This is a genomic window from Streptomyces sp. NPDC001536, assembly GCF_042894505.1.
Taxonomy (GTDB): Bacteria; Actinomycetota; Actinomycetes; order Streptomycetales; family Streptomycetaceae; genus Streptomyces.
Genome location: NZ_JBIAVQ010000006.1, coordinates 122645 through 134842, shown reverse-complemented (window position 1 = coordinate 134842; position 12198 = coordinate 122645). Strand labels below are relative to the sequence as shown.

The window sequence follows — 12198 nt, the reverse complement described above, 5'->3', positions numbered from 1 at the left end:
CTCCGGGGCTCAGGCGACCGTGAACTGGCTGTAGGTGCTGATCCGGCCGTCGCGGACGTGCAGGACCCGGTCGCAGTGGGCGGCGACATCGGCGTCGTGGGTGACCATGACGAGGGCGGCGCCCTGCTCGCGGGTGACGGAGGTGAGCAGCCGGATCACCTCGGTGCTGGTGGTCTGGTCGAGGGCGCCCGTCGGCTCGTCGGCGAAGACCACGTCCGGTTCGACGGCCAGGGCACGGGCGATGGCGACGCGCTGGGCCTGTCCGCCGGACAGCTGGCCGGGCCTGCGGTGCTCCAGGCCGTCGAGGCCGAGCGGGGCGAACCAGCGGCGGGCGCGGTCCACGGCCTGCCTGCGGGGGGTGCCCTCCAGCATCAGCGGCAGGGCGACGTTCTCGTCGGCGGGCAGTTCCGGCAGCAGCTGGCCGAACTGGAAGACGAAGCCGAACCGCTTGCGGCGCAGGGCGCTGAGCCGGTTCTCGCCCAGCTTGTCGATCCTCCCCCAGCCTTCGGCCGGGGGGACCCCCATCTCGCTTCGCTCGCCGCGCAGCAGGACCTGGCCGCCGTCGGGGCGGACGATCCCGGCGAGGGTGTGCAGCAAGGTGGACTTGCCGGAGCCCGACGGGCCCATGATGGCGAGGGAGTCCCGCTCACCGACCTCCACGTCGACGCCCGCGAGGGCGGTGGTGGAGCCGTACTTCTTCACGAGGCCGAGACCGGCCAGAACAGTGCTCATGAGCGGTCGAACTTCCATGCGACGGAGTCGCTCGTGGTCTTGACCACGGAGACGGGGATGTCGATGGCCGTGCCGCCCTGGGTCCTGCCGGTGCAGGTGACGGTGGCGCCCGCGACCGCCTTCAGAGCGGTGGGGCAGGTGACGCCGGTGACCTTCTCGCCGACCCACGGCAGCGGGTGGTACTTGCTCTGGGTGCGGCCCGCGACGATCTGCGCCGACAGCGCCTTGTGACCGTCGACGGTCGCCGAGCTGGAGCTGTCGAGGCCGGTCGTCGACTCCGTGCCGGAGAGCAGATAGGTGCCGAGCCCGCCGACGGCTACGACCGCGGTGGCGCCCCCGATGGCACCGATGAGGAACTTGCTGCGCTGCATCGTGAACTCCTGCGGATGGAGGGGAGGAAGTGGCTCCAGCCTCGCCCGCGGGCCCGGGCGCGCGCCTCGGCCATACGGCCATGGCCGCGGCGGGCGGGGGTCGGCCTTTCGGCCGAGCCGACCGTCCGGAGCTGTCACGACGTGCTCCATGCCCGGTCGGCCCCCGGCGCGAGCCCTTCCGTCGCCCTCACCTGCGGCGCTGGCCGTGCGGTGGGCTACGGATGTTCAATGGGGCTGCACATGCCCGCCCGGGGAGAGGAGTCGGCCGTGTCCCCTGTCGCCGTGCCGCCCGTCGGGGCGCGCATCCGGCGGGCGCGCCTGGAGAGCGGGCTCAGTCTGCGGGCCCTGGCGCGTGAGGTCGGGGTCTCCGCGAGCCTGGTGTCGCAGATCGAGACCGGCAAGAGCCAGCCGTCGGTGAGCACGCTGTACGCGATCACGACGGCACTCGGCATCTCCGTCGAGTCGCTCTTCGAGGGGCGGGAGTCCGCCACGGCGACGGTCGGATCCGCCGCGCTGCACGCCATGGCCGCCTTCGCCGCCGACCCCGGCCGACGCATAGGACCCCTGGTCACCCCCGGTGAGCGGGAGGTCCTGGAGCTGGACTCGGGCGTCGTGTGGGAGCGGCTGGGACACGTCCCCGGCACGGACGCCGACTTCCTGCTGGTGACCTACCGGCCCGGCGGTTCCTCCGCCTCCTCGGGCGGTCTGATGCGGCACGCGGGCACGGAGTACGGCTATCTCACCTCCGGTGAGCTCGTCCTCACCCTCGGTTTCGAGGAACGCGTCCTGCGCCCCGGCGACGCCGTGTGCTTCGAGTCGACGACCCCGCACCGCTACCGCAACGACGGCGCCGAACCGGCCGTGGGGGTCTGGTTCGTCGTCGGCCGGAGTGTTCAGTAGCACTTGACACTTCCGGGTCACGGTCGTTGACTCGAAGGTGGGGGTGGTCGCCATGGCGATCCGCACTTTCGGACCCAACGCCGTCGACTGGGAAGAGCGCGTCGACCTGGACCGGCTCCGCAAACAGCGGCTGGCCCGGCTGCACGAGACCCTGAACCGCTCCTCCCTCGGCGCGGTGCTCAGCTTCGACTTCGCCAACATCCGCTACATGACCGCCACACACATCGGCACCTGGGCGATGGACAAGCTGATCCGCTTCGCCCTGCTGACACGCGGCGGCGAACCGGTCGTCTGGGACTTCGGCTCCGCGGCCCGCCACCACCAGCTGTACAACCCCTGGCTCGACTACAGCGACGGCAAGGGCGGCCCGCCCACCGGCGCCCGCGCCGGTATCTCCACCCTGCGCGGCGCCTTCCATCCGGACGCCGGGATCGCCGAGGACGTCGCCGCGAAGATCGCCGCCGAGCTGCGCGAACACGGCCTGGCGGACCAGCCGTTGGGGATCGACGTCGCCGAGATGCCGATCCTCTCCGCCCTGCGCGCCGAGGGCATCGATGTCGTGGACGGCCAGCAGGTCTTCCTGGAGGCCCGCCGCATCAAGACCCGCGACGAGATCTCCCTGCTCGCCCAGGCCTGCGCGATGGTGGACGCCGCGTACGAGGAGCTGTACGGCTTTCTGCGGCCCGGCGTACGCGAGAACGAGTGCGTGGGGCTGGTGAGCAAGGTCCTGTACGGCCTCGGCAGCGAGTACGTCGAGGGCGTCAACGCCATCTCCGGGGAACGCTGTTCACCCCACCCGCACGTCTACAGCGACCGCCTCATCCGCCCCGGCGACCCCGCCTTCTTCGACATCCTGCACAGCCACCTCGGCTACCGCACCTGCTACTACCGCACCTTCGCCGTGGGCAGCGCGTCCGGCGCCCAGCGGGACGCGTACGTCCGCTGCCGGGAGTACATGGACGAGGCGATCGCCCTCGTCCGCCCCGGCGCCACCACCGCCGACATCGTCCGGGTCTGGCCGCGCGCCGAGGAGTTCGGCTTCGCCGACGAGACCGCCGCCTTCGCGCTCCAGTACGGCCATGGAGTCGGGCTGTCCATCTGGGAGAAGCCCATCTTCAGCCGGCTGGTCTCCCTCGACCACCCCGAAGTCCTCGAAGAGGGCATGGTGTTCGCCCTGGAGACCTACTGGCCGGCCGCCGACGGCTGGTCCGCGGCCCGGATCGAGGAGGAGCTCGTCGTCACCGCCGACGGCTGCGAGGTCATCACCAAGTTCCCGGCCGAGGAACTGCTGGTGGCGGGCCGCAAGTACTGGACGGTCGGCGGCGAGCTCAACACCCGGCGGGAGTCGCAGTCCCATCTCAACCGGGGTGACTCCCATGGTGGATAGCGCCGAACTCCTCGCCCTGTACGAGCAGATGGTCCTCATCCGCCGTACCGAGAAGGCCGCCCACGACCTGTTCCTCCAGGGCCTCGTCAAGGGCACCACCCACCTCGCCGCCGGACACGAGGCGATCGCCGTCGGCGCGAGCGCCGCCCTGCGCGCCGACGACTACGTCTTCGCCACCTACCGCGGCCACCATCACGCCATGGCCCGGGGCGCCACCCCCGAGGAGTGCCTGGCCGAACTCATGAGCCGGGCCACGGGGTTGTGCGGAGCCAAGGGCGGCTCCATGCACCTGACCAAGGCGGCCACGGGCATGCTCGGCTCCTACGCCATCGTCGGCGCCCATCTCCCGATGGCGGCCGGCGCGGCCTGGTCGGCGCGGCTGCGTGGCACCGACCAGGTCGCGGTGGCCTTCTTCGGCGACGGCGCGACCAACATCGGCGCCTTCCACGAGGCACTGAACCTGGCCGCCGTATGGAAGCTGCCGGTGCTGTTCGTCTGCGAGAACAACCTGTACATGGAGTACACGCCGATCGCCGACGTCACCGCGGTCGCCCGGCCCGCCGCCGACCGGGCGCCCGCCTACGGCATCCCGGGCGAGACCGTCGACGGCAACGACGTCGTCGCGGTCCGGGACGCCGTCGCCGCCCTGGCAGGTCGGGCCCGGGCAGGAGACGGGCCCGCCCTGCTGGAGGCCGCGACCTACCGGCACTTCGGCCACAGCCGGTCCGACCCGGCGACCTACCGTCCGGCCGAGGAGGTCGAACGCTGGCTCAAACACGACCCGTTGGACATCGCGAGGGGACGGCTGACCGAGCTGGGGGTGCCCGAGGAGACGGTCAGCGCGGCCGACGAGCGCGCCCTGGACGTCGTACGGAAGGCGGTCGAGGCGGCGAAGAACGCGCCCGCGCCCGATCCGGAGCAGGCGCTGACCGACGTATGGGCCGACGGGGGTGCCGTATGGCGGACGTGATCACCTACCGGGAGGCGGTCGCCGAGGGCATCGCGCGGGAGATGCGCCGGGACCCGGCGGTCGTGTGCCTGGGGGAGGACATCGGCGAGGCCGGCGGGGTGTTCAAGACGACCGCCGGGCTGTTCAAGGAGTTCGGGCCGGCGCGGGTGTGGGACACACCGATCTCCGAACAGGCCATCGTGGGCGCGGCGATGGGGGCCGCGATGACCGGGATGCGGCCCGTCGCGGAGATCATGTTCTCGGACTTTTTGGCCTGTTGTTGGGACTACCTCGCCAACGAGATACCCAAGGTGCGTTACATGACGGGCGGTCAGGTCACCGTGCCCCTCGTCGTTCGCACCGCCAACGGCGGCGGGCTCGGTTTCGGCGCCCAGCACTCACAGGCCACCGAGAACTGGGCGCTCACCGTACCCGGCCTGAAGATCGCGGCCCCGGCGACACCCGCCGACGTGATCGGCATGATGGCGGCGGCGATCCGCAGCGACGACCCCGTCGTCTTCTTCGAGCACAAGGGCCTGCTGGCGTCGAAGGGTTCGCCGCCGCCCCCGGACCACGTCGTCGAGCTGGGCCGTGCCGCCGTGGTCCGGGACGGCACCGACGTGACCCTCGTCGCCCTCGCCGCGATGGTCCCGCTGGCGCTGCGGGCCGCCGCCCGGCTCGCCGAGGACGGCATCGAGGCGGAGGTCGTCGACCTGCGCTGCCTGGTGCCGCTGGACATGAGCACCGTGCTCGCCTCGCTCGCCCGGACCTCGCGGCTCGTCACCGTCGAGGAGAACCCGTATCAGGGCGGCTGGGGCGCCACCGTCGTCTCCGTCGTCGCCGACGAGGGGTTCGGCCTGCTCGACGCGCCCGTGCGGAGAGTGGCGGGGGAGTGCGTCCCGCTGCCGTTCGCCGACGCGCTGGAGGAACGGGTCATCCCCACCGTCGACAAGGTCGTGACGACCGTCCGCGACCTCACCGCGTACTGAACACCCCGAAGGAGGAAGGGCGATGACCGTTCGGACACTCCTGCGCGCAGGTCACGTGATCTCGATGGACCCCGACATCGGGGACCTTCCCCGAGGGGACGTCCTCATCGAGGACGGGAGGATCGTGGCCGTACAGCCCGAGATCAACGCCGACGCCGAAGTCCTGGACATGACCGGGCGGATCGTGATCCCCGGCTTCGTCGACACCCACCGCCACACGTGGGAGGCCTCGATCCGCGGGGTCGCGCCGGACGCCACGCTCGACGACTACTTCGTCGACATCCTCGACACCTTCGCACCGCTCTACACCCCTCAGGACGTGTACGCGGCCAACCTGGCCGGCGCCCTGGAGTGCCTCAACGCGGGCATCACCACGCTCGTCGACTGGTCGCACATCAACAACACCCCCGAGCACCCGGACGCCGCGATCCGGGCGCTCGCCGAGACCGGTATCCGCGCGCAGTACGCGTACGGCAGCGCCAACACCTCCCTCGCCGACTACTGGTTCGAGAGCAAGATCGCGATCCCGGGCGACGACGTACGACGGATCCGCGGCACGTACTTCGCCTCCGACGACTCCCTGCTCACCATGGCCCTCGCCACCCGCGGCCCCGGCTTCTGTGTGAACGACGTCGTCACCGCGGAGTGGGGTCTGGCCCGGGAACTGGACATCCCGATCACCCTCCATGCCGGCATGGGGCGGCTGGCCGGCCGTTTCGGCATGGTCAAGCAGCTTCACGACCTGGGGCTCCTCGGTGCGGACACCACCTACATCCACTGCTGCTACTTCAGCGAGGAGGAGTGGCGGATGGTCGCCGACAGCGGCGGTACGGTGTCCATCGCGCCGCAGGTCGAGACGCAGATGGGGCACGGCTGGCCGCCGGTCATGAAGGCGATCGAGCACGGACTGCGGCCCTCCTTGAGCATCGACGTCGTCACCACCGTCCCCGGCGACATGTTCACCCAGATCCGCGCGGCCTTCGGCGCCGAGCGCGCCCGTGTCAACGCGGAGTGCTGGCAGGCCGATGTCCCGGTCCCCGACACGATGCTGACGGCCCGTCGGATGCTGGAGATCGCCACGGTGAACGGCGCGCATGTCGCCGGTCTTGAGGACCGCACCGGTTCGCTCACCCCCGGCAAGCGGGCCGACGTCGTCGCGATCGACGCCACCGCGCTGAACGTGGCGCCGGTGCACGACGCGGCGGCCGCGGTGACCCTGTCCGCCGATGTCTCCAACGTGGACACCGTGATCGTGGACGGTGTGATCCGCAAGCGGGACGGGAAGCTGACCGCCGACGTGGACCGCGCCCGGCGCCTCGTCGAGGAGTCCCGCGACCGCCTCCTGGCCGCGAAGGCCGCCCGGTGACCGCTCACCTGGTGCGCCGCGCCACCGACGTACCGCCGCCGGAGTACGACGAACACGGCCACCGGCGGCGGGAGTTGGTCGGCGAGGACGACGGCAGCGTCCATACCGGCTTCGGTGTCTGCGAGTTGCTTCCGGACGGGGCGGTCGGGCCCCATGTCCACTCGTACGAGGAGACCTTCTGCGTGCTCGACGGGACCGTCGTCCTCGACGTGCCCGAAGGGTCGTACCTCCTCGAAGAGGGCGACTACGGACTGCTGCCGACCGGTGTCCCGCACGCCTGGCGGGGCGCCGGGGACACCGCCGCACGCTGGGCGGACATGCTCGCGCCCGTGCCGCGCGCCCGCTACGGCCACGACACCCAGACGGTGCCCGCGCTGCCCCGCCGCACCCCTGTCCGCCTCGACGTCCGCGACCCGCGCACCCGCTCCTTCGGGCACTTCGAGCCCGTGCAGATGGAACCCGGCAAGCAGTCCCAGGATCTGCTCGCGGTGTCGGCGAGCATGCGCACCGCGCTCCTCGTCTACAGCGGGATCACGGTGAAGATGATGGTCGACGGCGACCTGGGCGCCGTCGCCTCCACGATGTTCATGGTGCAGTACGCCCCGGACGGCGTCGCGGGCACCCACGACCACCCCTTCGAGGAGACGTATCTGATCCTCGAAGGGGCCGTGGACGCCACCTTCGACGGCACGGTGTACCGGCTCGGGCCCGGCGACGTGGCCTGGGCGGGCGCCGGTTGTGTGCACGGGTTCACCAACGCCGGTGCGGGACCGGTGCGTTGGCTGGAGACCCAGGCACCGCAGCCGCCGACCCGTCATGCGTACCGGTTCACGCGGGACTGGGAGTACCTGAGGGAGGCCCTGGAGTCATGAGCAGTGTGCTCGTCGTCGGCGGTACGTCCGGGATCGGCCGCGAGTTCGCCCGCTTCCGTGCGGGGCGGGGGGACGAGGTGGTCCTCACCGGCAGGGACGCCCACCGTGCCGACACGGCGGCCAAGGAGATCGGCGCGCTGCGAGGCATCGCCCTCGACCTGTCACGGCCACGGGAGATCGCGGCGGCGCTGAGGGACATCGGGCCACTGGACCATCTGGTCCTCAGCGGTGTCACCCGCGACGACAACCGGGTGAGCGCGTACGACATCGAGGCCGCCCTCAACCTGGTGACGCTGAAGCTCGTCGGCTACACCGAGGTCGTGCACGCGCTGCGGGACCGGCTGCACGACGACAGTGCGATCGTGGTGTTCGGCGGGCAGGCCAAGGAGCGACCCTACCCGGGCGCGACGACCGTGGCGACCGTCAACGCGGGCGTGCGCGGACTGGTGAACGCCCTCGCCGTCGAACTGGCCCCCGTCCGCGTCAACGCCCTCCATCCCGGAGTCGTCGGGGACAGCCCGTACTGGCTGGCCAAACCGGGGGAGGTGCTCACCGGACTGCGCGCCAGGACACCCACCGGGCGGCTCGCCACGATGGCGGACGTGGTGGACGCCGCGGACTTCCTGCTGCGCAACCGGTCCGTCAACGCCGTCGAACTCGCCGTGGACGGAGGGTGGTTGCTGGGCTAGGGCTTGATCCCGACGGCCCCGTACAGCGACACCGGCCCCTCCGCGGAGTCCGGCGTCTCGTCCACCGCGAGTTCGGGACGCCAGTCCTTCACCGACACGATGCCCGGTTCCAGGACGTCGAGTCCCTTGAAGAACCGGCCGAACTGGTCCCGTGTACGGGCCACCAGCGTCACCCCGCCCGCCGCGTAGGCCTCGATGCCCCGCCGTACGTTCTCCGGCTCGAAGTCGGCGGTCATCGCGGACAGCACCAGGGCACTGCCCGGAGCCAGCGCGCCGACCAGGGTGTCCACCACGTCGTAGGCGCCGTCCTCGTCGGCGACGAAGTGCATGAGCGCGATGAGCGACAGGGCGACGGGCCGGTCGAAGTCGAGGATCCGGCCCGCCTGTTCGAGGATCCTGTGCGGCTCACGCGCGTCGGCCTCGATGTACTCCGTCACGCCCTCCTCGGTGCCGCGCAGCAGTGCGCCGGCGTGGGCGAGGACGATCGGGTCGTTGTCGACGTAGACGACGCGGGCGTCCGGGGCGACCTTCTGGGCGATCTGGTGGAGATTGGGTTCGGTGGGGATGCCGGTGCCGACGTCCAGGAACTGGCGGATGCCCGCCGTCCCGGACAGCTCGCGGATGGCCCGGTTCATGAACCAGCGGTTGGCGCGCGCGGCCCGCGGGGCGTCGCCGCTGAGTGAGGCGATCTGGCGGCCGAGGGCCTCGTCGACCGGGTAGTTGTCCTTGCCGCCGAGGTACCAGTCGTAGACGCGGGCCGGGTGCGGCTTGGTCGTGTCGATCCGCTGGACGGCGGCCGGCTCGGTCCCGGTCACGTGTGGCTCCTCTGCTCGCCCGTCAAGGTTGCGAGCAGTCTCGCACGATCATCCGGGCCCGGCGGAGTCGGTCTTCGGCCACCTGCTTCAGGTCAACTCCGGCGCCGCTCCTACGGTTTGAGCGGATCGTGGCCCAGCGTCATCAGCCGGTGCCGACGCCGGGTCTGCTCGGCCGCCGGCTCGTTCTCCGGGTCCGCCTCCGCCGACACGCTGTCCACCACCTCGTACATGACCTCGACGTCGTCGTCGGTGAGATCCGTGCGCCGCTTCTGGAGGATGGCGAGAACGTGCTGCCCGGTGGGCGATCCGGCGTGCTCCGGCAGCGGTTCGGTGTCCTCGTCGGCGTCACTGACCCGCAGCCAGGCCGCCAGTTCCTGCGAGGTCATGTTCACCGCGCGGTGGAAGTCCTCCCACAGCGCGTCGAGTTCGAGGGCGTCGGTCATCGGGTGCCCCTTCTGTCTGTGCGTACGTGCGGGTGGCGGTCAGTCGCGCGGCCAGTTCTCCGCGTCGAACATCCAGCGCTGCTTCTCCAGGTCCGCCGTGATGCCGATCAGCAGGTCCTGGGTGACCGGATCCGCCTTCTCCGTCGCGTCGATGCGCTCGCGCAGCCGGCCGATCGCCGCCTCCAGGGTCTCCATCATCAGAGCGACGACCTCGTTGTCCCGCTGCCAGCCGTCCTTCGGGCTGGACAGGGTGTACGCGCTGGCGATCGTCTCCGGGCGGCCGTCGGGCGGCAGCCCGAGCGCCGCGGCGCGCTCCGCGACCGTGTCGGAGTACGCGCGGGCGGCGTCCACGACCTCGTCCAGCTGGAGGTGGATGGAGCGGAAGCGCGGGCCGACGATGTTCCAGTGCGCCTGCTTGCCGACCAGCGACAGCCCGAGCAGATCCACGAGCGTGCTCTGCAGGGCGTCCCCGGCGATCCGGCGGGCGTCCTCGGGGAGGGTGCTCCTCACCATGGTCATACCGTGCTCCTCCTTGTGACATCGTGCGTCTCGGTACGGAGCGGTGCGACGCGTCAGTCGGGGGCCTCTCCCATGCGGGCAGCCCGCCGCGACCACTCCATGGGGGCGCGAGTGCCCAGGGCGAACCGGTGCAAACGCGGCAGGATCAGGCGTCGAGCACACCGTCCAGGAAACGGGTGAGGTCGGCGAACACTTCTGCCCGGTTCGTCTCGTTGAACACCTCGTGCCGGGCGCCCGGATAGATCCGCTGGGTCAGGACACCCCCGCTGAGCTGCTCGACCCCGGTGCGGCTGCCGACGAGCGGCACCAGCCGGTCGTCGTCGCCGTGCAGCCACAGCAGGGGGAGCCGGCCGATGTCACCGCCCTTGGCCACGGCCTCCAGCGTGCGCAGGAACGACTCGACCGTCGGCCGCTTCATCGGCCCGTGCCAGACCAGCGGATCGGCCCCGTACGCCGCTCCGACCGAGGGATCGCGGGAGAGCGAGGACGGGCTGATGGGCGTGTCCGGGATCTCGTCCAGGGCGATCAGTCGCCTGGGCAGCTCCCAGTCGCCGATGACCGGTCCGGACAGGACGAGCGCGGTGAGTTCGCCGCCGTGGCGCTGCGCGAAGCGGGCGGAGATCAGGCCGCCCATGGAGTGCCCGATCGTGGTCGGGCCCGAAGACGGCCGCGCCGTGCCGGTGGAGAACCTCGGCGAGCTCCTCGTACCGCCCGATGTGCTCGCCGTACCCGTGCACCACGAGCGCGAGGCAGCGCGGCCGGGCGTGCGGCCACTCGCGTACGACGATGCGGTCGAGGGTGTGCTCGCGGGCTTCGGTCATGTCTCCTCCAGCTGCGTCGGTGAAGGTCCCCGGAGATCTTCCCAGGGTGCGTGGGAGCGGTCTACACTCCGAAACTAGCAGTGCTAATTAATTCGACCGGGGAGTCCAGTCGTGCGTCCCGTCCACTTCGCGGCCGCCCGCCGCACCCCCATCGGCAAACTGCGCGGAGCACTGTCCTCCGTGCGCCCCGACGACCTCGCCGCGGCCGTCGTCCGAGGGCTCGTCGCCGATGTGCCCGCGCTCGACCCCGCCCGCATCGACGACGTCTACTGGGGCGCCGCCAACCAGGCCGGCGAGGACAACCGCAACGTCGCGCGCATGGCGGCGCTGCTCGCCGGCCTGCCCGAGACCGTGCCGGGCGCCACGGTGAACCGGCTGTGCGCCTCGGGCCTTGAAGCGGTGACGACGGCCGCCCGCACCATCGCCGCGGGCGAGGCCGACATCGTGCTCGCCGGCGGTTCCGAGTCGATGAGCCGCGCCCCCTTCGTCCTGCCCCGCCCCGACGAGGCCCTGCCGCACCGCCTCGAGACGGTCGACACCCGGCTCGGCTGGCGACTGGTCAACCCGGGGATGGGGGAACTGCACGGACTGCTCTCCATGGGCGAGACGGCCGAAGAGGTCGCCTCGCGCCACGGAGTCTCCCGGGAACGCCAGGACGAGTTCGCCCTGCGCAGCCACCAACTCGCCGCTCTGGCCCGCAAGAACGGCCACTTCGACGACGAACTCCTGCCCGTGGAGCGGCCGGACGGCGTGGTCGTCGGCGCCGACGAGTGCATCCGTGAGGACACCTCGTACGAGAAGCTGTCCCGTCTGAAGCCGGTGTTCCGACAGGGCGGGAGCGTCACGGCGGGCAACGCCTCACCCATGAACGACGGCGCGGCAGGCCTCCTCCTGGCCAGCGAGGAGGCCTTGAACGACCTCGGCCTGGAGTCGCTCGGCCGCTATGTCGCCGGGGCCTCGGCCGGCGTCCACCCCGATGTGATGGGCATCGGCCCCGTCCCCGCCACACAGAAGGCGCTCGCCCGCGCCGACTGGACCGTCGGCGACATCCAGGAGGCCGAGTTCAACGAGGCCTTCGCCGCCCAGGCCCTCGCCTGCGTGGACCGCCTCGGCATCGACCCGGACCTCGTCAACCCGAGCGGCGGAGCGATCGCGCTCGGCCATCCGCTGGGCTGCTCGGGGGCCCGCATCCTCACGACACTGCTGCACCGCATGCGGCGGACCGGGGCGGCACGGGGCCTCGCGACGATGTGCGTGGGCGTGGGACAGGGGAGCGCGGTGCTGGTGCGGCGGGACTAGGCACGGGACGGGGCCATCAGGCGAGACGCTCCTTACGCCGCCGATT

General features: G+C 71.4%; 13 protein-coding genes and 1 pseudogene. 8 read left to right on the top strand and 6 right to left on the bottom strand.

All coding sequences use genetic code 11. The annotated features are described in order from the left end of the window. Nucleotides 1-9: 9 nt before the first annotated feature. Nucleotides 10-732 carry an ABC transporter ATP-binding protein gene (locus tag ACFY0U_RS18505; protein ID WP_388636518.1) on the bottom strand — a complete coding sequence of 241 codons (723 nt, stop codon included), beginning with the start codon at nucleotides 730-732 and terminating at the stop codon, nucleotides 10-12. Further along, nucleotides 729-1103 carry a DUF4333 domain-containing protein gene (locus tag ACFY0U_RS18500; RefSeq protein WP_388636516.1) on the bottom strand — a complete coding sequence of 125 codons (375 nt, stop codon included), beginning with the start codon at nucleotides 1101-1103 and terminating at the stop codon, nucleotides 729-731. The genes ACFY0U_RS18505 and ACFY0U_RS18500 overlap by 4 nt, the downstream gene beginning before the upstream one ends. Before the next feature lie 267 nt (nucleotides 1104-1370). Here ACFY0U_RS18500 and ACFY0U_RS18495 point away from each other — a divergent pair, with 267 nt between their 5' ends. Genes ACFY0U_RS18495 through ACFY0U_RS18465 form a run of 7 tightly spaced genes read left to right on the top strand, consistent with a single transcriptional unit; the run spans nucleotide 1371 to nucleotide 8255 of the window. Further along, nucleotides 1371-2003 carry a helix-turn-helix domain-containing protein gene (locus tag ACFY0U_RS18495; protein ID WP_388636514.1) on the top strand — a complete coding sequence of 211 codons (633 nt, stop codon included), beginning with the start codon at nucleotides 1371-1373 and terminating at the stop codon, nucleotides 2001-2003. Nucleotides 2004-2055: 52 nt separating this feature from the next. Then, nucleotides 2056-3390, top strand: a complete 1335-nt coding sequence (locus ACFY0U_RS18490) for a M24 family metallopeptidase (RefSeq protein WP_388636512.1) — start codon at nucleotides 2056-2058, stop codon at nucleotides 3388-3390. After that, nucleotides 3383-4360, top strand: coding sequence for a thiamine pyrophosphate-dependent dehydrogenase E1 component subunit alpha (locus tag ACFY0U_RS18485; protein ID WP_388637188.1), 978 nt, complete (start codon nucleotides 3383-3385; stop codon nucleotides 4358-4360). Before ACFY0U_RS18490 ends, ACFY0U_RS18485 begins: the two co-directional genes overlap by 8 nt. Beyond that, nucleotides 4348-5328 (top strand): alpha-ketoacid dehydrogenase subunit beta, encoded by a 981-nt coding sequence (locus ACFY0U_RS18480; RefSeq protein WP_388636510.1) that lies wholly within the window; start codon nucleotides 4348-4350, stop codon nucleotides 5326-5328. The genes ACFY0U_RS18485 and ACFY0U_RS18480 overlap by 13 nt, the downstream gene beginning before the upstream one ends. A gap of 22 nt (nucleotides 5329-5350) precedes the next feature. Beyond that, nucleotides 5351-6694: an amidohydrolase family protein gene (locus ACFY0U_RS18475; RefSeq protein WP_388636508.1), complete on the top strand. Its 1344-nt coding sequence runs from the start codon at nucleotides 5351-5353 to the stop codon at nucleotides 6692-6694. Continuing rightward, nucleotides 6691-7566: a cupin domain-containing protein gene (locus ACFY0U_RS18470; RefSeq protein ID WP_388636506.1), complete on the top strand. Its 876-nt coding sequence runs from the start codon at nucleotides 6691-6693 to the stop codon at nucleotides 7564-7566. Before ACFY0U_RS18475 ends, ACFY0U_RS18470 begins: the two co-directional genes overlap by 4 nt. Then, nucleotides 7563-8255, top strand: a complete 693-nt coding sequence (locus ACFY0U_RS18465; RefSeq protein WP_388636504.1) for an SDR family oxidoreductase — start codon at nucleotides 7563-7565, stop codon at nucleotides 8253-8255. Before ACFY0U_RS18470 ends, ACFY0U_RS18465 begins: the two co-directional genes overlap by 4 nt. On the opposite strand, the gene ACFY0U_RS18460 is transcribed toward ACFY0U_RS18465, so the two are convergent. The 4 genes and pseudogenes from ACFY0U_RS18460 to ACFY0U_RS18445 form a co-directional block, all read right to left on the bottom strand. Next, nucleotides 8252-9070, bottom strand: coding sequence for an SAM-dependent methyltransferase (locus ACFY0U_RS18460; RefSeq protein WP_388636502.1), 819 nt, complete (start codon nucleotides 9068-9070; stop codon nucleotides 8252-8254). The two genes, ACFY0U_RS18465 and ACFY0U_RS18460, sit on opposite strands and share 4 nt — an antisense overlap. 110 nt (nucleotides 9071-9180) lie before the next feature. Continuing rightward, complete coding sequence (locus ACFY0U_RS18455; RefSeq protein ID WP_388636500.1) at nucleotides 9181-9513, bottom strand: DUF3140 domain-containing protein; 333 nt, start codon at nucleotides 9511-9513, stop codon at nucleotides 9181-9183. A 39-nt stretch (nucleotides 9514-9552) separates the two neighbouring features. Further along, nucleotides 9553-10032 carry a Dps family protein gene (locus ACFY0U_RS18450; protein ID WP_388636498.1) on the bottom strand — a complete coding sequence of 160 codons (480 nt, stop codon included), beginning with the start codon at nucleotides 10030-10032 and terminating at the stop codon, nucleotides 9553-9555. A gap of 145 nt (nucleotides 10033-10177) precedes the next feature. After that, nucleotides 10178-10853: pseudogene (locus tag ACFY0U_RS18445) on the bottom strand (alpha/beta fold hydrolase). 111 nt (nucleotides 10854-10964) lie between these two features. Here ACFY0U_RS18445 and ACFY0U_RS18440 point away from each other — a divergent pair. After that, on the top strand, nucleotides 10965-12152 hold the full coding sequence (locus tag ACFY0U_RS18440) for a thiolase family protein (protein WP_388636496.1): 1188 nt from the start codon (nucleotides 10965-10967) through the stop codon (nucleotides 12150-12152). Nucleotides 12153-12198 lie beyond the last annotated feature (46 nt).